The sequence below is a fragment of the Streptomyces sp. NEAU-YJ-81 genome (assembly GCF_017592595.1).
In the GTDB taxonomy this organism is placed as follows: Bacteria; Actinomycetota; Actinomycetes; order Streptomycetales; family Streptomycetaceae; genus Streptomyces; species Streptomyces hygroscopicus_B.
Genome location: NZ_JAGFNO010000005.1, coordinates 185,214 through 207,436, shown reverse-complemented (window position 1 = coordinate 207,436; position 22,223 = coordinate 185,214). Strand labels below are relative to the sequence as shown.

Sequence of the window (22,223 nt, the reverse complement as noted above, 5' to 3'; positions counted from 1 at the left end):
GTACTCCTTACATCACCGCAGAGTGGAGGTCGAGCGATGCCGAAACCCTTGATCCTGGGCTATCTGGGCGTACTCCTGTTCATGATCGGCGATGGTGTCGAAGCCGGGTTCATCGCCCCGTACATGGCCGACCACGGCGCGGCGACGGACGTACGGGCCGGGTACGTCATCACGGTGTACGGCATCGCCGTCATGCTGGCGTCGTGGTTCTCCGGTGCGCTCTGCCAGGTGTGGGGGCCGCGCCGGGTGATGTGGACGGGCCTGGTGATCTGGGCCGTCTTCGACGCCGCGTACCTGCTCTTCGCGCTGGGCACCGAGAACTACCCGCTGATGTTGCTCTTCTACGGCATCCGGGGCTTCGGCTACCCGCTCTTCGCGTTCGGCTTCCTGGTATGGATCACCAACACGGCACCGAAGGCGCGGCTGGGCACCGCGGTGGGATGGTTCTACTTCGCCTTCACCGGCGGCCTGCCCACCCTCGGCTCGCTGTGGTCGAGCCTGACGATCCCCTCGTTCGGCCGCCTGGGCACGCTGTGGTCGGCACTCGCCCTCATCCTCCTCGGCGGCGCCATCGCCCTGGTCGGCGCCCGCAGGAGGCCCGGCGGTGACCGGATGGCACCGCCGGAGGTCACCACCGGCCAGAGCCTGCTCAACTCCGTCTCCATCATCTGGACCCATCCGCGCGTGCTGGTGGGCTGCCTGGTCCGGGTCATCAACACGGCGCCGGAGTTCGGCATGCTGGTGTACCTGCCGCGGATCTTCTCCGACGACATCGGCTTCGGCGAGGACAAGTGGCTCCAGCTGCTGGCGATCATCTACGGCACCAACATCTTCTTCAACCTCATCTTCGGCGTCCTCTCCGACCGCATCGGCTGGCGCACGACCATCGCGGGCTTCGGCGCGCTGGGCTGCGCGATCAGCGTCACCACGCTGTACTTCGTACCGACCTGGCTCGGCGCGGACTACTACTGGGTCGCGGTGCTCGCGGGGATGTTCTACGGGGCGACCCTCGCGGGATTCGTCCCCATCTCGGCGCTCATCCCGTCGATGGCGCCGGAGAACAAGGGCGGTTCCATGGCCCTGCTCAATCTGGGCGCGGGCGGCGCGGCCTTCGTCGGCCCGGCACTCGCCAGCCTCTTCTTCCCCCTCGTGGGCGCCGGCGGAGTCACCCTGATCTTCCTCGCCCTCTACCTGGTCGCCTTCGTGCTGACGCTCCTGCTGAAGCTCCCCGAGGAACGGGGTGACGAGCCCCCGGCCCCGGACACGACGACCGGCCGGCAGCCCCGCACCGACACGGCCTCGACCACCACATCCGCCTGAACCCCGCTGCGCCGGGTGGCACCCGCACCGGCCCGCCGCACCACGAGAGCGGCCGGGCCGGCCGCGGATGCCCCCGGCGCCCGGCACCGCCCAGCGGCACCGCCGGGGGCCGGGCGGGTTTGGCAAAAACCCGTTGGCGGCCCACGGCGACCACTGCTACTTTTCTGGCGGCCGTGCGAGAGAACGAGGAGGTGGTACCCGTGAACGCAGTATCGACATGGGTGCTCCCCTCCGGGGTCACGGTCGGGCGATAGGTCGTCCGGGAGCGCCGTTCACGAGCCCTCCCGAAAGGCACGACCATGCGATTCACTTCCGAACAGCGCCTCGACGACGGCGTCCTCGAGCGCGCATTCACCCTGGGCGAGATCCCCGGCATCCTGTGGACACCCGCATCCGCATCCGCACCGGTGCCGCTGATCCTGCTCGGCCACCCTCCCCTCGGACTGCGCAAGATGTACCCCCGACTGGTGGACCGGGCCCGGCACTCCGCGGCGGAGGGCTTCGCCACGGCCACCATCGAGCTCCCCGGAAGCGGCGACCGGCCCCGTTGGCCCGCCGTCGAGCAGGCCCGCGCCGACCTGCGCCGGGCGATGGACGCCGGTGAGCCGGTCAGCGACGAGATCGTCGACGCCCTCATCCTCCCGCTGGTCGAAAAGGCAGTCCCGGAATGGCAGGCCACCCTGGACGCCCTCCTTTCGCTGCCCGAGATCGGCGGCCCGGTCGGGTACTCGGGGGGAGTGATCTCCATCGGCATCCGGCTGGCGGTAGTCGAGCCGCGCATCGTGGCCGCCGGTCTCTTTGCCGGGAGTTTCGTGCCTCGCGCCATGTTCGGGGAGGCTCGGCAGGTCACTATTCCACTGCACGTCCTGCTGCAGTGGGACGACGAAGGGAACGACCGGCAGGCGGCCCTGGACCTGTTCGACGCCTTCAGCTCCAAGGAGAAGTCCCTGCACGCCAACATGGGCGGGCACACCGGCGTCCCGCAGTTCGCGGGAGACGCCGCGGCCCAGTTCTTCACCCGGCATCTGAAGTGAGGCCGGGCCGTCGGACCGGCAGCAGACGGTAGCTGATGTCGGCCGGCCCGCCGCTCATCGAGGACAGGTCCCGGCCCTCCTCGATGAGCGGTGGCCGGAAGACGCACCACCGCCCCGATCGCGGCGGTACCGGCCATCGTCGGTACCGGCCGGTCGGGGCGACGCCCGGCCACCAGCGCCTCCCTCGGCTGGGCCCACGCCGCGAGGCACTCGGCCCGTACCTTGGCTCGGTCGCCGCCACCTCCCACACCGGTCGCTTCACCAACGTGCCCCGGCTCGCCAAGCTCCTGCGCGTGCCGCCCCCCGCCGACCGCGGGCCCGGCCGGCCGTGACGCCCCGGCATCCCGGTCCCGCCCCACGTGCGCCACGGACGGGTGATCCGCTCCCGGAAGGTGTGGTGGCACGGGTTCTTGCCGCAGTGCTTCAGGACCCAGAACTGCCCGTCGGCGAAGTCCTCGGAGGCTTCCGACGCCTCTCCCCGCAGACCGCGCACTCCATCGCGTACGTCGTCGGCTCGGCGTCCGGCTCACGGTCGGGCTGCAGGCTCCACGTCTCGTGCCGGATCACTGCGCGCGTACTCATCCTCGTAGCTCCCCGCCCAGTTCTGCCCATACCCGCTTGCCCCACGGCAACGGCTCGGTGCCCCAGTCCCTCGCCAGCGTCCCCACGAGTGCCAAGCCGCGCCCGTTCTCGTCTCCGATGTTCGGCTCCCTGCGCACAGGGCGCACCTTCGAGAAGTCCACGACGCCGATCCGCACGCGTGCCGTCCCGGGGCGGTCGATGACGACCCGGATGGTTTCTCTCCGCGCATGCCGGACGGCGTTGGTCACCAACTCGGAGATGATCAGGGTTCCGTCCTCGGCCAAGTCGTCCAGGCCCCAGGCGGATAAGCCGACGCGCACCAGGCGCCGGGCGGTGGCGGCGCTCTCGGGCTCGCGCGGCAGAGTCTCGCTGTACCCGGGACGCCCGGTCGGGCGGGCACGCGTTGTAGGTTGCGGCATGTCGGTCTGCTTCCTCGGATCGGCCAACCCCCGGGCTGGTCGCACGGCCGCCGGGGCGCTGTCCGCTTATGTAAGCGACATGCCAGGAACGCTGACAGGGGCGCAACGTCCCACTTTCACCACGCTATTCGCTGATCCCCAGGAACTCCGCCAACGGCCGTAGCCCGGTGGGGTGGTTGGGGAGTGCCCACAGGTCGCGCACGATGGCCACGGCCAAGGTGTGGTGCTGCATCCACGTCGGCGCCACCCGGCGCAGGGACTCCAGGGTCTTCACCGCCCCGGCCGCGTCGCCGATGTCCGTGTGGGCTCGGGCCACGTCCAGCAGCAGCCACGTCCGCCAAGACGGCGGGGTGTCCTTGCTCAGCCGCATCCCCTTGGCCAGTGCCAAGGCGTCCTGCGGGTGCCCGTACTGGACTGCGAGCCTGACCCGTTCGATGCGGACCGACGACAGGCTGAAGACGCTGACCATACGGTTGTCGCCGCCGTCGGGCAGCTTCGAGACCCGGGCGGCTTCCTTCTCCGCCGTCTCCATCATCGCCGCCGCGCGCTCATAGTCACCGCTTCGCGCGGCCGACGTGGCGGCGCTCATGGTCAGCGCGCCCCACACCTTCAGGCCGTCGGCCGTGTCGGTACGGCCCGCGTTCGTCATGTCGTCGGCGACACGGAGGGCGATGCTCAACGCGTCGTCCAGGCGACCTTGCCGCTGGTAGGTCCATGCCGTGGAGTTGACGATCATCGGCGGAAGCAGCGGATCGGAGGACTGCCCCGCAGCCTCTATCGCGCGCTCCAGGCTGATGAGGGCGAGATCGGTCTTGCCCATCCGCACGGCGACGTGTCCGGCAAGCTGAAGCGCTTTGCCCAGCGCCGCGAATCCCGCCCTGCGGTCGTCGTCGTTGGACGAGGCCGTGGCGGTGCGCGCATCCGAGATCAAGTCCGGCAGGACCTTCATCACCGTGTCGAACTCGGCGGAATGGTACTGCGTCCAGCCGTCCGCGATCTGCTCGCACAGACGGTCCGACGAGAAGCCGGGCCCTGGTGGTTCCGGCTCCGGTCCCCAGAGCGGGGGCATGATGGCGCGGCGCACCGCTACGAAGCGGGGTCCGTCGTTCTCGCCTGTGGAGGAGACGGCAGGCGGGTCGCCCAGAAGCGTGGTCAGCTCCACACCGAGACCGTTCGCCAACGCGTGCAACGTGGGGAGAGGTGCCGAGTGTTTCCGCCCCTGTTCGAGTTGACGGATCACATCGACGGACACGCCGGAGCGCTCGGCCAGTTCTTCTTGCGTCAGGGAGGCCAGACGGCGCAAGCGGCGCAGGGTCCGCCCGAGGTCTTCGTTTGCCACGCTGCCACGGTACGCCGCCACGATCGGGAGAGAGCGCCGCCAAGGGCGAGGTGTGCGACGGCGTCTGCGTCGGGTCGTTCGCGTACAGCGCCCGCGGGAGATCGCCCAACCTCTCGCGGTCCCTCTAGGCGGCATCCGCGTGGTTGCGCGATGATCCCGATGCACCGGTTCGCCGGTGGCAGGGCTGAAGTGGTCGAAACGGGGAGGCGTGGCTGTGCGGGATGAGCTACTGGGGGGCCGTTACCGGATGGTGCGGCAGCTCGGCGAGGGCGGTATGGGGCAGGTGTGGGAGGCGCAGGACGAGTCGCTGGGGCGACGCGTCGCCGTCAAGGTGATCTCGCTGCTGGCCGGTGGCGGTAGCCACGGCGACGAGGCCCGCGCCAGGTTCCTGCGCGAGGCCCGGATCACCGCCCGGCTCCAGCACCCCAACATCGTGACCATCCACGACCTGGGCGAGACCGGCGCCGAGGGCGACAAGGCCCCGTTCCTGGTGATGGAGCTGGTCCGGGGCGAGGGTCTGGACGCGATGCTGCGCCGAGGCGTCGTCAGCCCGCGGGACGCGGCTCGGTGGGGCGCGCAGATATGTGATGCGCTGGCGGAGGCCCACGATGCCGGAGTCCTGCACCGGGACGTCAAACCGTCCAACATCCTCATCACGCCTTCCGGCATCGTGAAGGTCCTCGACTTCGGCGTCGCGCGCGGTGCCGACCCGTACGCGACCGCGGACCGTCTCACCCGGACCGGCTTCATCGTGGGCACGCCCCCGTACATGGCCCCTGAACAGGCCCGCGGTTTCCCGGAACCGCGCAGCGACCTGTACGCGCTCGGCTGCCTGCTCTTCGAGCTGATCACGGGACGGCTGCCGTTCCAGGCTCCCGACACCGTGGGCTACCTCTCGGCCCACCTCACCCAGGAACCGCCCACGCCCAGCTCGGTGTTCTCGGGCATCCCACCCGCCTGGGACGACCTGGTGCTGGCTCTGCTGCACAAGGATCCCGACCAGCGGTACGGGAACGCGGCCGACCTCGCCCAGGCCCTGCGGCAACTCGACCACGCACCAGGGCACACGCCACCAGGAGGCGGGCCCACCCTGCCTCCGACGCTGCCCGGCACGACGTCGCTCCCGCCGGTGGATCCCACGTCCAAGGCGCGCAAGACCGCGACTGCCGCGATCGCGCTGGCGCTGCTGTGCCTTCCAGGGCTCCTGTTCATGGTCTCCAAGACCATCGACTACGTCCAAGATCACTCTGCGCCAACCGGGTTGATCGTGGTGAATATGGTGGTGGGCATCGTGGAACTGGTGGTGCTCGCCACGGGTGCGCTGCTGCTGTTCCAGCACAAGATGGCCGGTCGCCGGATGATCGCGACAGCCGGTGGCGTGGCGGCTCTGCACAGTGTGAGCGCCAGCGTGCAATACCAGGTGGTGGGAGGGCCACCGGACGTCGAACTCATCGCTTACGTCTTCGGTCCGCTGACGGCCGCTTTGGCGATCGCCGCCGTGGTCATGGCCTCTCTTCCGTCCACAGGACACTGGTGCCGTCGCGCGGCAGGGCACGGTGGTGTCAGCGGGCGTTCGGAACGTAGGTGAGGCCGAGGACGCCGTTGGTGAGCCGCTTGACGTCGACCAGGTCGAAGTCCGTGGTGTCGATCCCGTCGTAGAGCCGTTCGCCGCTGCCGGCGATGACCGGGAACAGCCAGAACAGATACTCGTCGACCAGCCCGTGCTCGAGCAGTGTCCGGCTGAACGAGCCGCCGGTGCCGATCTTGAGGATGTCGCCGCCCGGCTGTTCCTTCAGCTTGCGTACGGCGTCGACGACGTCGTCCCCGAGCAAGGTGGCGTTCCACTTCACCTCGGTGAGGGTGCGCGACGCCACGTGCTTGGGGATGGTGTTCATCCGGACCGCGTAGTCACCGAACGCCTCCTCCATGGTCGGCCACACCTCGGCGTGGTTCTCGTAACTGACCCGCCCGTAGAGGAGCGCGTCGACGGAGAAGAGCAGGTCCCTGGAGAGCTGCTCGAACTCGCCGGCCCACCGCGTGGGGAGCCAGTTCTGGGGCGTGCTGATCTGGCCGTCCAGGGTGATTACCGCCTGCTCGATGATCTTCCGCACGGTCACTGCTCCTTGCCGGTCGATGTCGCGTGGTCAACGTGTCGTCGCGTGGTCGACGTGTCGAGAGTGCAGACCGGCCGGACCGACAGAACTCATCGGTTCGGCGACGCCGTTGGCAACCATGGCGCCGATCCCCCTGCGGGTGCGATGAGGAGGGGCTGAGGATGCGCCCCGCCGACTCACGGCCGACCGGCCCAGCCGCTCACGTCAGGGGACGGATCGGCCGGTGCGCCCTTGAGTTCATGGAAGCCAGGGGCGCCCGCGACCACCAAGGTGGCGTCCCAGAGCCGGCCGGCCTCCTCGCCCCGTGGGACCCGGGACAGCACCGGCCCGAAGAAGGCGATCCGCGCGTCGGCGTCACCGCCCGGGTCCGGGGCGGCGACGACCGGAGTGCCGACATGAGGGCCGAGGAGAGCGATGGCCTCGGCGTGGGAAGCGCGCACCGCGCCGTCGTAGTCGCCGCAGGACCCGGCCTCGGCAAGCTCCGGAGGCAGCCCGGCGTCGGCCAGCGCCACCCCGGGATCGTTCATCCACTGCTTGGCGCCGCCGTCACCGCGGTCGGCCCAGAGGGCGGCGTAGAACGCACCCAGCCCTTCCTGACCGTACTGCCGCAGGACGGCGGCGCAGATGCGTACGGGCACCCACAGGTAGCCCTCGGGGTCCCCTTCGGGATCGTCGTCACGGCCCTCGTTGAGCACCGCCAAGCTCATGACACGCCAGCGCACGTCCAGGGGCCGTACCTTGGCCGCCTCCACCACCCACCGCGAGGTCAGCCAGGTGTAGGGGCAGGCGGGGTCGAACCAGAAGTCCACGGTCGCTGTCGTCGTCATGGCGTGCTCCTCAACGCTCGCGTGAGCATGTAGCCGTTCCGGGGTACGGGGTACGTCCGGCACGTCGACCTCGCCGGCCGGTGGAGTCGCCCTGCCTGCGCCTGTCAACTCCCAAATACCGTACGGGAGTTGTTGGAGCGAGGAAGGTGGACGGACAGCGCCCGGGCCATCCCTCGCGTCGATCCGCACCTTGGCCTGCTGAAGTGTATAAACACGCGTGAAATGAGTCGTAAAGGGACAAACGGCGATCTTCGCGAGATGCTGCTGAGCCTGGCCCGGCCCGCCGGGTCACCAGTCCCGTATGAGGAGCCCCCATGGCAGCGTCGCCATCCACCGCCACCCCGACCGATGACACGTACCGCTTCGACGACCTGACCGCCCTGTACATCAACTGCACGCTCAAGCCGTCTCCGCAGCAGAGCAACACCCAGGGGCTGATCGACCGGAGTCGCGCGATCATGGATGCGCACGGGGTCACCACGGACGAGTTCCGGGCTGTCGACCACGACATCGCGACGGGCATCTACCCGGACATGACCGAACACGGCTTCGCCACCGACGCCTGGCCGACGCTGTACGGTCGGGTGATGGCGGCGAACATCCTGGTGCTGGCGGGGCCGATCTGGCTCGGCGACAACAGCTCGGTGACCAAGCGCGTGATCGAACGTCTCTACGCCTGCTCGAGTCTGCTCAACGACAAGGGCCAGTACGCCTATTACGGACGCATCGGCGGCTGTCTGATCACCGGTAACGAGGACGGTGTGAAGCACTGCGCGATGAACGTCCTCTACAGCCTCCAGCACCTCGGCTACACCATCCCGCCCCAGGCCGACGCGGGCTGGATCGGCGCGGCGGGACCGGGACCGTCGTACCTGGACCCGGACTCGGGCGGCCCGGAGAACGACTTCACCAACCGCAACACCACCTTCATGACCTGGAACCTGATGCATCTGGGGGCCATGCTCAAGCGTGCCGACGGCATCCCCGCCCACGGCAACCAGCGCTCCGAGTGGGAAGCGGGCTGCCGTTTCGACTACCCGAACCCCGACTACCGCTGAGGTTGCCGAGGATCTCTCCGAGAGGGCCGCCGACCGGCCCGGCCTCCGACGAGAATCGGTGCCTCACGAGCGCGCCCGGTACTCGCCGAGGATCTCCTCCGCGGCGCGGGCATCCTCGGCCTCGACCTTCAGCGCTTCGTCGATCACCCGCCGCAGGCTTCCGCCCGGGATCACGACCGCGCCGCTGGCGTCGGCGTAAACGTAGTCCCCGGGGACCACGCATACGCCGCCCACTTCCACGGCGACGTTGACGGCATAGGGCATGGCGATATCGCCACCCCAGCGAGTCGCCTCCCCCCGGCACCAGGTCGCGAAGCCGTAGGCGCCCAGTTGGTCGAAGTCGCGCAGCCGCCCGTCTGCCAGGACTCCAGCGGCATGGGTGTGTTCGAGCCTGGAGAGCTTCGTTCCACCGCCGTGGGATACGTCGGGATAGCCTCCGCTGGAAAGCACCAGCACGGTGCCCGCCGGACGGTCGCCTACCGCCTGGCCGAAGAGATCGCCGAACTCGGCGTGCGGGACGTCGTCGCGGTAGGGCACATAGGCAATCGTGGCGGCCGGGCCGAACAGCTTTCGTGGCGCGGGGCTGACGAGGCCGACGATATGCGCCCGGTGACCGTGGACCCGGCCCATGGCGTCGACCAGCGACGCGCAGGACACGCGGTCGGGCACGGGTTTCAGATCGCTGGCCATCGTCGCTTCCTCCCTCTCATCGCAGCACCGGACGATCGCCCTATACCGGACACACCACGTGGCCAATGCTAGCCACGCGGCCGCGGCGCGGCAGCTCGATGACGACCGAGATCCGCCCCTCCCCAGCAGACACACGTTTTTGCATGGCGGTCGCAAGACTGGGAGAATTACGAACAACCCGGACAGTAGATCCGGAGGGAGTTCCGCATGGACTCGTCCGAAGCGCTGGGGATGCAATTCGGCATCTTCACGGTCGGTGACGTCACGACCGACCCCACGACAGGGACAGCCCCCACCGAGGCGGAGCGCATCCAGGCCACCGTCGCGATCGCGCGCAAGGCCGAGGAGGTCGGACTCGACGTCTTCGCCACCGGCGAGCACCACAACCCACCCTTCGTACCCTCCTCCCCCACGACGCTGCTCGGCTATATCGCCGGGCAGACCGAGCGCATCATCCTGTCGACCTCGACCACGCTGATCACGACCAACGACCCGGTCAAGATTGCCGAGGACTTCAGCGTGCTCCAGCACCTGTCCGGCGGTCGTACGGACGTCATGCTGGGACGAGGAAACACCGGGCCCGTCTACCCGTGGTTCGGGCAGGACATCCGCCAGGCCGTCCCCCTGACCGTCGAGCATTACGGCCTGCTGCGCCGCCTCTGGCGCGAGGAGGTGGTGGACTGGGAGGGCGAGCTGCGTTCCTCCCTGCAGGGCTTCACTCTGGTGCCACGGCCACTGGACGACGTCCCACCGTTCGTCTGGCACGGCTCCATCCGCACCCCCGAAGTGGCGGAGCTGGCGGCCTATTTCGGGGACGGATTCTTCGCCAACCACATCTTCTGGCCCACCTCCCATACGCAGTCGATGGTTCAGATGTACCGCCGGCGCTTCGCCCACTACGGTCACGGCACCCCGGAACAGGCCATCGTCGGCTTGGGCGGGCAGGTTTTCATGCGTCGCAACAGCCAGGAGGCGGTCGACGAGTTCCGGCCGTACTTCGACAATGCCCCGGTCTACGGACACGGCCCCTCGCTGGAGGACTTCACGACGCTCACGCCGTTGACGGTCGGATCACCGGCCCAGGTCATCGAGCGAACGCTGGGTTTCCGCGACTACACCGGCGACTACCAGCGCCAGCTCTTCCTCATCGACCACGCCGGTCTCCCGCTCAAGACGGTGCTCGAACAGCTCGATCTGCTCGGCGAGGAAGTGGTGCCGGTGCTCCGCAAGGAATTCGCCGTCGGCAGGCCGGCCGACGTCCCGCCGGCCCCGACGCACGCGTCCCTGCTCCGCGCCCGTAGGGGCGACGAAAAGCCGCAGTCCGACGACGAAGAAGGTCCGGAAGCGCGATGAAATTGGCGATCATCACCGGCGGTCTGCGCGAGCCGTCCTCGACGCGACTCCTCGCGGACCGGCTGGTGACGGCTGTGACCAGGGAACTCGAAGAACACGGCGAACAGGTCGAGGCGTCATTCGTGGAGCTCCGTCCCCTGGGCCACCTCATCATGGACGCGATGCTGACGGGATTCACCAAGGACGAACTGGAATCCGCCTTCCGAACGGTCGCCGACGCCGATGGCATCATCGCCGTCACACCCGCCTTCAACGCCTCTTTCAGCGGGCTGTTCAAGTCCTTCTTCGACGTACTGCCGGAACAGACGCTCTCGGACCTGCCCGTCCTCATCGGCGCGACCGGCGGAACCGAGCGGCACTCGCTGGTTCTCGAACACGCGCTGCGCCCGATGCTCACCTATCTGCACGCGATCGTCTCCCCCCGTGCCGTCTACGCCGCCACCAGCGATTTCGGCTCCCAGTCAGGGGCCGCCCTGGCGGAACGCATCACCGACGCCGCGTCCGACTTCTCCCGTCTGCTGCGAGCCTGCGGTCCACGGGTGCGTCGCGACCTGGCGGACGAAGATCTCGCCTCCATGCAACGGCTGCTCGGCGACACGACCGGCGTGGGCCCCGGCCGGCCGGCGGATCCGGCATGAACCTCGTTGCCCCCAGCACCGGGCCCGTCGTCCACGTCGCCGTGCGACGGCTCAGTCGGCGGTGGCCTCCGCGGTAACCGTGGCGGCGACGTCCTCGACCACGGCACATGCCTGCTTCTCGGGCACACCGGCCGCGATGAGCATGGCAACGGCGCTTCGGGTGCCGTCGTCCTCCAGCGCCCCCGTGTTGACCTGCTCCAGCAGAGCGACCGTGAGCGCTTCCAGGCCCGCACTGAGCACTGCGGGCGGCAGATGGGTGTGGAAGACGCCGTCCCGCTGTCCACGCTCCAGGATGGACGTGACGTCGTCACGCCCGGGCTTGATGATCTCGGTGACGCGTTCCGCGCCCAGGTCGTGCCGGGCCAGCGCCAGGAGCATCCGGTAGCGGTCGCCTACGGGCCACATCGACAACGCGAAGTGCGCGAGCGCCCGCTCGGCAGGGCCCTTGAACTGCGCTCCGGCCACCGCCGCGTCCCGGAGTGCCTCGGAGGCTTCCTCGGCCAGCGCCTCGAGCAGCGCGACCCGTCCGGGGAAGTGACCGAAGAGGGTGCGCCGTACGACACCGGCGGCGCGCGCCAGTTCCTCCAGTGTGATGTCCGGGTTCCGGCCGAGTTCCTTGCGGGCCGTGGCCAGGATGCGCGCCCGGTTGGAGCGCGCGTTGCGTCGCTGCGGGACGCGGGCAGCGGGCTTGGTCACGGACAACCTCGGGGGCGGTACGGCGGACAGGAGCGGCACGTCCATTCTGACACGCGGCATTCCTCATGATCCGGGATCGCTTCCGGCATGCGGACCACCACCGCACCGGGCGAGGTCGCCGTCGATCCCCACGACGATGAGGGCGGCGGCGGCCGTGCGTGTGCCGTCGTCGGTCCAGGTGCCGGTGTTCCCGCATTCGAGGAGCGCCAGAGTGTACGCCTCGACGGCGCGGCTGAGCACGGGCGGCGGAAGGCTGGTGCGGAAGACGCCCTGTCGGGGGCCGGCAGGACTCGTGGGTTGGGCACGGCGGCACCTCCTTCACCAGGCCGCTTCGCGGGGGCCTACCTGCTTACCCATCGGCGAGCAAGCAATATTTGCACACCGATGGGCAATAAACTAGTCTGCACATCCATGGGCAAGTAACTGTCCTCGGTGCCAAGGCAGCAGCCCGCACCGCTCCTGCCGCCCCCCGAAGCCGACCGCTTCGCCCCTTGGAGCTTCCGATGCCGCTCGTCGCGAACACACCGGTCGAGAAGATGACCGGGCCATACCCACGGCGCTGGTGGGCACTGATCGTGTTGTGCCTGAGCCTGCTGATCGTGGTCATGGCCAACACGTCCCTGATCGTCGCCGCGCCCGACATGACCACGGACCTGCACCTCAGCAGCAGCGATCTGCAGTGGGTCGTCGACGGCTACACCGTCCCCTACGCCGCGCTGATGCTGGTGCTCGGCGCGATAGGCGACAAGTACAGCCGCCGCGGCGCCCTCGTCACGGGCCTGCTGATCTTCGCGGGCGGTTCGGTGATGGGCAGCCAGGTCGACGAGACCAACCTGGTCATCACCGCCCGGGCGATCATGGGCGTGGGCGCCGCCGTGGTCATGCCGGCCACCCTGTCCCTGCTGGTGGCGATCTTCCCGAAGCGTGAGCGGGCACGGGCCATCACCGCCTGGACCGCGACCTCCGGCCTCGCCATCGCCGTCGGCCCCGTGGTCGCCGGCTGGCTGCTGCGGGACCACGCCTGGGGTTCCACCTTCCTGATCAACGTGCCCATCGCGGTCGTCGGCGTCATCGGCGCACTCGTCCTGGTGCCGCCGTCCAAGGCGAAGGGCATGGGCCGGATCGACTACATCGGCGGTCTGCTCTCGATCGTCTCCGTCGGCTCGCTCGTCTACGCCATCATCGAGGGCCCGCACTTCGGCTGGGGCACCGGCCCGGTCACCGCGGCCGTGGTCGCGGGCGTGGGCTTCCTGGCCTTCACCCTGTGGGAGCTCAAGCACCCCCACCCCATGCTGGACGTCCGCAAGTTCAAGCTGCGTGCCTTCGGCGGCTCCATGCTCGCGGTGCTGTTCTTCTTCTTCGGCACCTTCGGCTCGATCTACTACGCCACGCAGTTCCTGCAGTTCGTCCTCGGCTACGACGCCCTGGAGACCGGCGTTCGCCTGCTGCCGCTGGCCGGTGGCGTGTTCGTCGGTGCCGCGGTCACCGGGAAGCTGGCCCCGAAGCTCGGGGTGAAGGCCATGGTCGTGCCCGGCATGGTCATCGGCGCCGTGGGCGTGTTCCTGCTCACGCAGATCGGCAAGGGCTCGGACTACACCGACTTCCTGCCGTCGCTGCTGCTGCTCGGCTTCGCGATCGGCTTGAGCGTGTCCCCGGCGACCGACACGATCATGGGCTCGTTCCCCGAGTCGGAGCTGGGCGTCGGCGGCGGCGCCAACGACACCTCGCTGGAGCTCGGCGGCTCCCTCGGCATCGCCCTCCTGGGCTCGCTGCTCAGCACGTCCTACCAGGACAAGCTGAGTGACCTGGTGGGCAACCAGCTCCCGCACAACGCCATGGACGTCGCCAAGGAGTCGGTGGGCGGTGGCCTCGCGGTGGCCGAGCAGATCGCGAAGAGCCCGAGCGGCGGCCCCCAGAAGGCTCAGGCGCTGGTGGACGCGGTACACGAGTCCTTCGCCCACAGTGTCGCGCACACCAGCCTCATCGGCGGCATCATCATGGCCGCCGGCGCCCTGATCGTCCTGGCCGTCCTGCCCGGCCGCAAGGCCGCCGCGCCCCAGCACGGCCAGGAGCAGACGGAAGAGGACGTGAAGGAGCCCGCGGAGGTCGGCTGACCCCGGACGGGCCGTGCCTTGAGCGGCACACGGCCCTGGACGGTGCCGGGAGGGGACGCCCGGCACCGTCCTTTTTTGCGCCCCCCGGTTGGTTACCCGCGGCTCGCCTCGCCCGCCGGGGCACTCCGCGCCGCCCGGCGCTCGGCGCCCAAGGCGGCGAAGTAGTCGATCAGGCCGGGGTTGTCGACCGCGCCGGGGTTCACGACCTGCTCGACGGGCGCGCCCTGGAGCAGCCGTTTGACCGGCACTTCGAGCTTCTTGCCGGTGCGGGTGTGCGGGACGCCCGGGACGGCGAGGATCTCATCGGGGACATGGCGGGGTGACGCGCCGGTGCGGACCGCCTCACGGATCCTCTCGCGCAGCGAATCGTCGAGCACGGCTCCGTCGGCGAGAACCACGAACAGCGGCATCCAGTACCCGCCGTCAGGCTCCTCCGCGCCGATGACCAACGCCTCGGCGATCTCGGGGAGTCGCTCCACCACGTCGTGGATATCGCCGCTGCCCAGCCGTACACCGTTGCGGTTGAGGGTGGAGTCGGAGCGGCCGTGCACGATCACCGAGCCGTGCGAGGTGAGCGTGATCCAGTCGCCGTGCCGCCACACACCCGGGTACGTGGAGAAGTACGCCTCCCGGTAGCGGGTGCCGTCGGGGTCGTTCCAGAAGTACAGCGGCATCGACGGCATGGGCCGGGTGACGACCAGCTCGCCGACCTGGTCCACCAGCGGGCGTCCCTCGCCGTCGTACGCGGCCAGTGCCACACCCAGGTTCGGTGCGGACAGCTCCCCCGCCCAGACCGGGGTCGTGCCCGCGCTGCCCGCGAAACCGGACGCGATATCGGTGCCACCGCTGGCGGAGGCGAGCTGGATGTGCGCGCCGACGTGGTCCCGTACCCAGGGGTAGGCCGAGGCGGGCAGGGCGGAGCCGGTGCAGCCCATGGCGCGGATGGCCGACAGGTCACGCGCGGCGGCGGGTTCGATGCCGAACTTGGCCATGCCGAGCAGGTACTGAGGGCTGGTGCCGAAGAGGGTGACGCGGTGACGTGCCGCCAGCTCCCAGAGGATGTCCGGCCTGGAGTGCGGCGCCGGACTGCCGTCATACGTACAGGTCGCGGCGCCGGTCAGCAGGGCGGAAACGGCAAGGTTCCACATCATCCAGTGGGTGGTGGTGTACCAGAGCAGCCGGTCGCCGGGGCCGAGGTCCGAGTGCAGACCCAGGGTCTTGAGATGTTCCAGCAGCACCCCGCCGTGGCCGTGGACGATGCCCTTGGGCAGCCCGGTGGTGCCGGAGGAGAACAGGACCCACAGCGGGTGGTCGAACGGCACCGGGGTGCAGTGCAGTTCCTCGGTGCGGGTGGCCGCGTCCTCCCACGGGACGACCGGTACGGGATACGGCCCCGACGACGGCCATGGCAGGCCCACGTGTCCGACCAGCAGCGTGGCCTTCAGGCCCGGCAGGGAACGGGCCAGTTCGAGGGCCGCGTCGCGGCGGTCGTGCGTGGTGCCGTTGAAGAGGTAGCCGTCCGCCGTCACCAGCACGGTCGGCTCGAGCTGCGCGAACCGGTCGGCGGCGGCCCGCGGCGCGTAGTCCTGGCCGCACACCGACCACACCGCGCCGAGGCTCGCGGCGGCGAGGAAGGCGACGATGGCGTGCGGTGTGTTGGGCAGGTAGCCGACCACCCGGTCCCCCTTCCGTACGCCGAGTTCGCGCAGGGTGGCCGCGACGGAGGCGACCTGGGCGCGCAGCCGGTCGCCGGTCATCTCCTCGCCGGAACCGGTCTCGTCCAGCGCGATGATCGCGGGCCGGTCGGCGCGCAGGTTCCGCAGGGCGTGCTGGGTGTAGTTGAGGGTGGCGCCGGTGAACCAGCGGGCGCCGGGCATCGTCTCCTCGGCCAGCACCCGCTCGTAGGACGTGGCCGCGTCGATCTCGAAGTACTCCCACACCGCGCTCCAGAAGCCTTCGAGATCGGTGACGGACCAGCGGTGCAGGGCCGCGTAGTCGGTGTGGTCGTGGGCGGTGTCCGCGGCGTCGCGATGGCGGGCGAACCGGCGCCCGAAGTCCGCGACACGGCTGCCGGCCGCGGTGGCCGGGTCCGGGGTCCAGAAGGGCTGCGGGGTCGGTGAGGTCATCGTGTGCTGCTCCTCAACAGGGATGCGCGGCTGGGGCGTTGGGCTGTTGGGCGGGTACGGGGCGGCGGGCCGTGCACAGCAGCGGCGCCCAGCAGAACGTACCGGTGAATCCACCGCCGCCTGCCGGAACGGTGTCCATCACGACCCGGTCCGGGCGCAGCAGGACGGCGTCCGCCCGGGCGGCGCGCAGCCAGGCGGCGAGGGTGCCATCGTCGACGACGACGGTGGTCGCGTCGCAAGCGGCGGTCTCGTCATGGGCGGCATGCGTGGGGTCGTAGACCGCATCGGTGACGTCGAGGCGGACGATCCGGGCGCCGAGCGCCTGGGCGACGGCCCGGACGGCCGGGGCGGGTGGTTCGGCGGACAGGACCGCGAAGGAGTCGCCGAGCACCTCATCGAGGCGGACGCGCCCACGGTCCGCCGTCACCCACGGCTGGGGAACGAGGGTGCCGGTCAGCCGGCGGCCGGTGCGGCGGCCGTGCACCAGTGGGCCACGGACCAGGGCCGGGCTGAGGCCGCTCGCGGAGACGTACGAGGGGAGCGCGGGGATGCGGCAGACCGCCCCGAGCGCGGCGCGCCGTACGGCGGCGGCCTTGTCCTGTCCGCCGGTCATCGCCCAGCCGGTCGCGACCGCGAGGCGGATCATGCGCCGGGCATGCGGCTTGCGCTCGCTCTGGTAGGTGTCGAGCAGGCGGTCGTCCGCGCCCTGCCGCAGCACCCGGGCGAGCTTCCAGGAGAGGTTGTGGGCGTCGCGCAGCCCCGCACACAGGCCCTGCCCGATGAACGGCGGGGTCAGATGCGCGGCGTCCCCGAGCAGGAAGACACGGCCCCGGCGCCAGCGGTCGGCGAGGCGGGCGCGGAAGGTGTACCGCGCCTGCCGTATCACCTCGAAGCCGTCACCGTCGGCCGGGACGTCCACCCAGGGCGCCACCAGCTCACGCAGGTCCTCGGAGCCCGGCCGGAGCCGGAACTCCCAGCGGTAGCGGTCCTCGCCGATGCGCATGAAGGTCCCCGCTCGGGCCGGATCGCAGACCTGGTCGACCCCTTCCCAGGTCCGCACCGGCAGATCGGTGCGGACGTCGAGGACCGTCCACGTCTCCTCGAAGCGCAGGTCCTCCCATCCGGCGCCGATCGCGTCGCGGGTGAGGCTGCCCGCGCCGTCGCAGCCCAGGACGGCGTCCGCCCCTAGGTGCTCCACCGCGCCCGTGGTGTCGTCGCGCAGTGTGACGCGCACCCGGCCCGGCCTGTCACCGGGCACGTCCCGTTCAAGGTCCTGCTCGACGTCGTGCTCGGCGTCCTGCTCGACGGCGACGACCTCCACCCCCGCCCGCAGCTCGCACTCCGGGTGGCGGGCCAGCGCGTTCCTCAGCAGCCGTTCCAGTGCGGGCTGGTCGTAGAGGGTGGTCTGAGGGAAGCCGTGGTGGCCCTGCGGGTCGTCCCGGCGGAACTCGGCCATCACCCGGTGCCGGGCGTCCAGCAGCCTGAGGCCGTTGGCGGGGCGGGCGATGGCCGTGAACTCATCGTGGATGCCGATGGCCTGGAGGATCCGGCGGACCTCGTCGTCCATCGCGACGGCGCGCGGCAGCGGGTACACGTCGCGGTGCCGTTCCAGCAGGATGCTGCGCACCCCACGGCGGGCGAGCAGGATCGCGGTGGTGACACCGACCGGGCCCGCCCCGACGATGACCACCGGCGCCGTCCGGGCGGCGACGCTGCCCGGGACGGCCTGATGCGTTTTCATGCGCGGCTCACTTCTCGGGTGATGGGGCGTTCCTGACGGCGGTGCGCTGCTCGCCGAGGTCGATCCGGCCGTCGGGGGTCGCGATGGTGGCCGTGATCAGGTCTCCCGCGTGCAGGTAGCGCGGGTTGCCTGCCTGGCTCTTGAAGAACGCCTTCCACTTCACGGCGGTCGGCAGCAGCGCGCTGATCTTCTCGACCGGCTTGGGCGGGGCCTTCAGGGCCGTGCCGCCGGGGGTGCCGGTCAGGAGCAGGTCGCCCGGATCGAGGCTCTGGAAGCGGGCCAGCAGGGTCAGCGCCTCGGCGGGGCGGACGATCATGTCGGCCAGGGTGCGGTCCTGGCGCAGGTCGCCGTTGACACTCAGCCTCAGCCGCAGGTTCAGCAGATGGGCGAAGTCCTCCGGCTCCAGCAGGGTCAGATGGGGCCCGGTGGGCGTGAAGGTCGGGTAGGACTTGCTCTCGTAGAACTGCGTCTTGGTGAGCTGGACGTCGCGGGCGCTGACGTCGTTGGTGATGACGAGCGCGGCGACGTACGTGGCCAGATCCTGCTCCGTGACGACGGTGCCCAGCGGCAGCGGCGCCCCCATGACGAGGCCGAGCTCGATCTCGTAGTCGAGCAACTTCACGTGTGAGGGCCGCACGATGGGGTCCGCGGGGCCACTGACCGAGGTGGACGCCTTGCGGAAGAAGGTGGGCGGGATCTCGCCGGTGAAGCCCGAATCGCGGGCGTGGCTGCGGTAGTTGACCATCTGGGCCACCACCCGGCAAGGGGTGGTGACCGGGGACAGCGCCACCAGGTCGACGACGGGCGTGCCCGGATCACCGGAGGTGGCGGCCTCGTGTGAGGCTTCGCGCACGGCTTCTCGGTTGGCGAGCAGCTCGGCCGTGGTGGCCGCTTTGGTGTCGATACGGACAGCGCGGTCGCCGCGGACGGCCCACCAGCCGTCGACGGTGCGCAGGACATTGGTGCTCATGTCAGGGCCTTTGTGAGGGGGCGAGGTCGAGTGGGTTGATGTCGAGGGGGACGAGGAGGGGCGAGGGGGTCAGGAGGCCGTGGCCTTCAGCAGGCCCAGCAGCCGGGCGGAGTCCATGTCGTTGTCACCGCGCAGGGCCTCCACGACCTCCCGCAGCCGCTTGGGTGAAGGGCCGGCGCCGAGGAAGTCGCGGGTGACCGGCGGACCCCACTGGGCGAGGCCGCTCGCCGACATCGGCGCCCAGCCGGGCTCGGTGTCGCAGGAGAACAGGTCGCCGTCGGCGAAGTGCTCCAGCATGAGGTGGTCCGGGTCGCGCCAGTAGTCGAAGAGCTGGCTGCCCTGGATGTGCCGTCCGATGCCCCAACTGCGCCGGTAGCCGCGCTCCTTCAGGTACTCGCCGCCGGTGGCGATCGCATCGAGGTCGGTGACCTGGTACGCGGAGTGGACGTAGCCCGTACCGGGCCCCAGATGCATGGCCAGCGTGTGGTGGTCGGACGGTACGCCCCCCAGATCGCAGCGGATGAACGCCATCGTCGGCCCGCGCCCGCGCTGACCGTCCAGGAACAGGAAGTCGGACACGATCATGCCGAGGGTGTCCAGGTACCAGTCCAGGGCGCGGGCGAACATCCGCGTCTCCAGCACCACATGTCCCAGGCGCTGGATACGGGACGGCTCGCGCGGCGGGCGCTGGGCGGCGTTCGTACGACGGTGGTCCGTGCCGAAGTTCAGCGGCAGGGGCCGCTGCTCGGGCAGTGCGGGGAGCTGTTCCGCGCAGTGCACGACCCGCACCGGGAAGCCGGAGGGGTCGAGCAGATCGACGGCTTTCCCGCCGCCCGGCGCGTTCGCGTCCCGTACGGCGGAGCCGGTGGCGCGGGCCAGCCGGTCGAGGTCGGCCCGCTCGGCCGTACGGAACGCCGGGCCGATGAACCGGGAGGTACGCCCCTTACGGATCACCATGCAGGGAGGACCGGCGAAGGTGCCGCGCAGCCACAGCTCGCGTTCGTCGCGGGCGACGATGCCGAAGCCGAAGTCACGGGCGAAGACCTCGGCGCGGTCCAGGTCGGGCTTCTCGAATTCCAGCCAGGCCAGGTCGGCCACCTTGATCAGCGGGTTGCGGGAGCGCCCGGGGTGCTCGCCCCGCAGGGCGCCCTGCTCGCTGTGCAGGTCCTGGTGGGCTGTCTTCAGGTCGGTCATGGTGCTGTGGGGGTCAGGCATGGTGCTCTCCGTGGCTCGTGCGGCCGGATCACCCGATGGCATGGGGGCGGCCGTGATGACACCCCGTCCCTGGGGTTCGGCCCGGCCCGGTGACGGCCGGATCGCGGCATGGCCTCCCCGATCGGCCATTCGCCCTCTTGATGAAATCATCATCTCTGATCCAGCCCGCGTCAATGGGTTCATGCAAGATTTCTGATGAATCCATCAGTACTGTGGGTCATGGTTAGACTCATCTCATGCCGACGTCAGCCCCGCCCAGCAACCGGTTCGAACGGCGCCGCGCCGCGACCCGGCAGGCGCTCATCCGTGCGGCCCGGCAGATACTGGCCGAGTCCGGCGACACCAGCGTGAGCATCCAGGCGATCGCGGACCGGGCCGACGTGGGCTTCGGCTCCTTCTACAACCACTTCGAGTCCAAGGCCGCCCTCTTCGACGAGGCGGTGTTCGACGCTCTCGACGAGTACGGCAGGGCGATCGACGAACGGCTGGAGGGCATCGACGATCCCGCCGAGCGGGTCGCGTTCGGCGTGCGGCTCAGCGCCAGGATGGCCCGGACACATCCCGAGATCATGCGGATCCTGCGCCATCGCGGGCTCGGACACATCCACTCCGACCGCGGCCTGTCCCCCCGCGCCTTGGACGACCTGAAGACCGGCGCGGCCTCCGGCCGCTTCACCTTCCCCAGCCCCGAGATCGCCCTCTCCGCACTGGGCGGCAGCCTGCTGGCCCTCCTGGATCTGCACCTCGCCCAGCCGGACGCCAACGGCGACGAAGCCGCCGCGGCCATGGCGGAGATGATGCTGCGCATGCTGGGCGTCCCCGCCGACGAGGCCCTGGACATCGCCGACCGCCCCCTTCCCGCGCACGACTGAAGCCACGGCGGGAGCGCGGACCGTCGTTCCTGGGCGAGGCCCGGGTCAGACGTGTCGGCGAACTACCCGGCCCGGTCCGGCAGATAGGCGCGGAGCCAGAGATCGAGCTCGGCGAAGATGCGCTCGCGCACCTCGGGTAGCGACAGCACCAGGTCGTGCACCCCGTCCCGGATGCGCACGGTGGTGACCCGGGGGCCCAGCCGGGGTGCGAGGCGGGCGATGTCATCGGCGCGTAGTACGCCGTCGGTGCGGAGCAGGGCGTCGTCCCATTCGGTGGTGGCGGTGCTGGCGGTCGAAGCCATCACCAGGACCGGACAGTCGATGCCCAATCCACGGCGCACCCGCCGCTGGCCCCGTTGGATCGCCGCCAGCCACCCGGCGTAGAGGGAGAAGCCCTCGGCCGGTTTGAGGGTCAGGTCGAACTCCCAACTGCCCCGGAAGTCACGGTGGAGACTGTGGACGTAGTGCGGGTTGAGCGGGGCCGGGAGCTTGCGGGTGGCCACCAGCCGTCCGAGGAGGTCGACGACGGGGGCGCCGAGCGTGCGGATCAGCAAGGGAGCGGGCAGGGACAGGAACGGGCTGTTGAGGAAGAGCGCGTCGATCGTCCCCCGCCCGGCCCGCCGGTCGGCGTACAGGGCACTGATCAGGCCGCCCGTTGAGTGGCCGTTGAGCAGCAGGGTGTCGTGTCCGTCGACCTCGCGGATGATGCGGACGGCCTCGTCGAGTTCCTCGTCGTAGGCGTCAAGGTCGTGGATGTAGTTCGGCGAGTGGTGCGGGCGCAGTGAGCGGCCGTACTTGCGCAGGTCCAGTGCGTAGAAGTCGTAGCCGCGCTCGGCGTAGAAGTCGGCCAGATGGGTCTGGAAGAAGTAGTCGACGAAACCGTGCACATAGAGCACCGCTCGGCGGGAGCCTCCAGCCGCGGCGCCAGGATCCGCGGACCGGCGGCGGACCAGGGTCGCGACGACATCGCCCTCGTGGTCGGCCGCGAGCGGCAGGTCGATCGACTGGTAGGGCTCGCCCAGGATGTCGGTGAGGAAGTCCACGGCGCCGACTGTAATGGCCGTGCCCGCGCCAACACCCCCGGAATGCCGTGGCCTTGGTCACTGCCGACGGGG

The 22,223-nt window shown here is 70.1% G+C and carries 20 protein-coding genes and 1 pseudogene; 8 read left to right on the top strand and 13 right to left on the bottom strand.

Annotated features, from left to right (window positions below; translation table 11 throughout):
- The first annotated feature begins 36 nt into the window (after positions 1 to 36).
- Both J5X86_RS14545 and J5X86_RS14540 read left to right on the top strand, forming a co-directional pair.
- On the top strand, positions 37 to 1,320 hold the full coding sequence (locus J5X86_RS14545) for an MFS transporter (RefSeq protein ID WP_208517183.1): 1,284 nt from the start codon (positions 37 to 39) through the stop codon (positions 1,318 to 1,320).
- A 299-nt stretch (positions 1,321 to 1,619) separates the two neighbouring features.
- Positions 1,620 to 2,354, top strand: a complete 735-nt coding sequence (locus J5X86_RS14540; protein WP_208517182.1) for an alpha/beta hydrolase — start codon at positions 1,620 to 1,622, stop codon at positions 2,352 to 2,354.
- A 346-nt stretch (positions 2,355 to 2,700) separates the two neighbouring features.
- Here the strand turns inward: J5X86_RS14540 and J5X86_RS52860 are convergent.
- From J5X86_RS52860 to J5X86_RS14530, 3 genes and pseudogenes are all read right to left on the bottom strand, one after another.
- Positions 2,701 to 2,936, bottom strand: a pseudogene (locus J5X86_RS52860) (hypothetical protein); the annotation flags it as partial.
- Entirely contained in the window at positions 2,933 to 3,355 is a 423-nt protein-coding gene (locus tag J5X86_RS14535) for an ATP-binding protein (protein ID WP_208517181.1), read from the bottom strand. The gene J5X86_RS14535 and the pseudogene J5X86_RS52860, both read right to left, overlap by 4 nt.
- Before the next feature lie 124 nt (positions 3,356 to 3,479).
- Positions 3,480 to 4,694 (bottom strand): helix-turn-helix domain-containing protein, encoded by a 1,215-nt coding sequence (locus J5X86_RS14530; RefSeq protein WP_208517180.1) that lies wholly within the window; start codon positions 4,692 to 4,694, stop codon positions 3,480 to 3,482.
- Between the two features lie 208 nt (positions 4,695 to 4,902).
- On the opposite strand from J5X86_RS14530, the gene J5X86_RS14525 reads away from it, so the two are divergent.
- Complete coding sequence (locus J5X86_RS14525) at positions 4,903 to 6,282, top strand: serine/threonine-protein kinase (RefSeq protein WP_208517179.1); 1,380 nt, start codon at positions 4,903 to 4,905, stop codon at positions 6,280 to 6,282.
- On the opposite strand, the gene J5X86_RS14520 is transcribed toward J5X86_RS14525, so the two are convergent.
- Together J5X86_RS14520 and J5X86_RS14515 are read right to left on the bottom strand one after the other, a co-directional pair.
- Entirely contained in the window at positions 6,257 to 6,805 is a 549-nt protein-coding gene (locus J5X86_RS14520; RefSeq protein ID WP_208517178.1) for a dihydrofolate reductase family protein, read from the bottom strand. The genes J5X86_RS14525 and J5X86_RS14520 overlap by 26 nt on opposite strands.
- 179 nt (positions 6,806 to 6,984) lie before the next feature.
- On the bottom strand, positions 6,985 to 7,635 hold the full coding sequence (locus J5X86_RS14515) for a disulfide bond formation protein DsbA (RefSeq protein ID WP_208517177.1): 651 nt from the start codon (positions 7,633 to 7,635) through the stop codon (positions 6,985 to 6,987).
- Between the two features lie 314 nt (positions 7,636 to 7,949).
- Here J5X86_RS14515 and J5X86_RS14510 point away from each other — a divergent pair, with 314 nt between their 5' ends.
- Positions 7,950 to 8,693 carry a flavodoxin family protein gene (locus J5X86_RS14510; RefSeq protein ID WP_208517176.1) on the top strand — a complete coding sequence of 248 codons (744 nt, stop codon included), beginning with the start codon at positions 7,950 to 7,952 and terminating at the stop codon, positions 8,691 to 8,693.
- A gap of 63 nt (positions 8,694 to 8,756) precedes the next feature.
- Here J5X86_RS14510 and J5X86_RS14505 read toward each other — a convergent pair whose 3' ends face one another.
- Positions 8,757 to 9,383: an RraA family protein gene (locus tag J5X86_RS14505; RefSeq protein ID WP_208517175.1), complete on the bottom strand. Its 627-nt coding sequence runs from the start codon at positions 9,381 to 9,383 to the stop codon at positions 8,757 to 8,759.
- A gap of 231 nt (positions 9,384 to 9,614) precedes the next feature.
- On the opposite strand from J5X86_RS14505, the gene J5X86_RS14500 reads away from it, so the two are divergent.
- Positions 9,615 to 10,736, top strand: coding sequence for an LLM class flavin-dependent oxidoreductase (locus tag J5X86_RS14500; protein WP_208517512.1), 1,122 nt, complete (start codon positions 9,615 to 9,617; stop codon positions 10,734 to 10,736).
- Positions 10,733 to 11,374 (top strand): CE1759 family FMN reductase, encoded by a 642-nt coding sequence (locus J5X86_RS14495; protein WP_208517174.1) that lies wholly within the window; start codon positions 10,733 to 10,735, stop codon positions 11,372 to 11,374. The genes J5X86_RS14500 and J5X86_RS14495 overlap by 4 nt, the downstream gene beginning before the upstream one ends.
- 51 nt (positions 11,375 to 11,425) lie before the next feature.
- On the opposite strand, the gene J5X86_RS14490 is transcribed toward J5X86_RS14495, so the two are convergent.
- Positions 11,426 to 12,070, bottom strand: coding sequence for a TetR/AcrR family transcriptional regulator (locus tag J5X86_RS14490; protein ID WP_208517173.1), 645 nt, complete (start codon positions 12,068 to 12,070; stop codon positions 11,426 to 11,428).
- Between the two features lie 63 nt (positions 12,071 to 12,133).
- Positions 12,134 to 12,310: a hypothetical protein gene (locus J5X86_RS14485; protein WP_208517172.1), complete on the bottom strand. Its 177-nt coding sequence runs from the start codon at positions 12,308 to 12,310 to the stop codon at positions 12,134 to 12,136.
- Positions 12,311 to 12,573: 263 nt separating this feature from the next.
- On the opposite strand from J5X86_RS14485, the gene J5X86_RS14480 reads away from it, so the two are divergent.
- Positions 12,574 to 14,184: an MFS transporter gene (locus J5X86_RS14480; protein WP_208517171.1), complete on the top strand. Its 1,611-nt coding sequence runs from the start codon at positions 12,574 to 12,576 to the stop codon at positions 14,182 to 14,184.
- A gap of 92 nt (positions 14,185 to 14,276) precedes the next feature.
- Here J5X86_RS14480 and J5X86_RS14475 read toward each other — a convergent pair whose 3' ends face one another.
- From J5X86_RS14475 to J5X86_RS14460, 4 genes are all read right to left on the bottom strand, one after another.
- On the bottom strand, positions 14,277 to 16,310 hold the full coding sequence (locus J5X86_RS14475) for an acetoacetate--CoA ligase (protein ID WP_208517170.1): 2,034 nt from the start codon (positions 16,308 to 16,310) through the stop codon (positions 14,277 to 14,279).
- A 13-nt stretch (positions 16,311 to 16,323) separates the two neighbouring features.
- Positions 16,324 to 18,051, bottom strand: a complete 1,728-nt coding sequence (locus J5X86_RS14470; protein ID WP_208517169.1) for a bifunctional 3-(3-hydroxy-phenyl)propionate/3-hydroxycinnamic acid hydroxylase — start codon at positions 18,049 to 18,051, stop codon at positions 16,324 to 16,326.
- A gap of 7 nt (positions 18,052 to 18,058) precedes the next feature.
- Positions 18,059 to 19,021 (bottom strand): fumarylacetoacetate hydrolase family protein, encoded by a 963-nt coding sequence (locus J5X86_RS14465; RefSeq protein WP_208517168.1) that lies wholly within the window; start codon positions 19,019 to 19,021, stop codon positions 18,059 to 18,061.
- A gap of 69 nt (positions 19,022 to 19,090) precedes the next feature.
- The gene (locus J5X86_RS14460) at positions 19,091 to 20,215 is read right to left on the bottom strand and encodes a VOC family protein (RefSeq protein ID WP_208517511.1); all 1,125 of its coding nucleotides are present in this window, start codon (positions 20,213 to 20,215) and stop codon (positions 19,091 to 19,093) included.
- A gap of 257 nt (positions 20,216 to 20,472) precedes the next feature.
- Between J5X86_RS14460 and J5X86_RS14455 the strand changes: the two genes are divergently transcribed.
- Positions 20,473 to 21,108, top strand: a complete 636-nt coding sequence (locus J5X86_RS14455) for a TetR/AcrR family transcriptional regulator (protein WP_208517167.1) — start codon at positions 20,473 to 20,475, stop codon at positions 21,106 to 21,108.
- Between the two features lie 62 nt (positions 21,109 to 21,170).
- Here the strand turns inward: J5X86_RS14455 and J5X86_RS14450 are convergent, their stop codons facing one another.
- The gene (locus J5X86_RS14450) at positions 21,171 to 22,151 is read right to left on the bottom strand and encodes an alpha/beta hydrolase (RefSeq protein WP_308124554.1); all 981 of its coding nucleotides are present in this window, start codon (positions 22,149 to 22,151) and stop codon (positions 21,171 to 21,173) included.
- Positions 22,152 to 22,223: the final 72 nt, after the last annotated feature.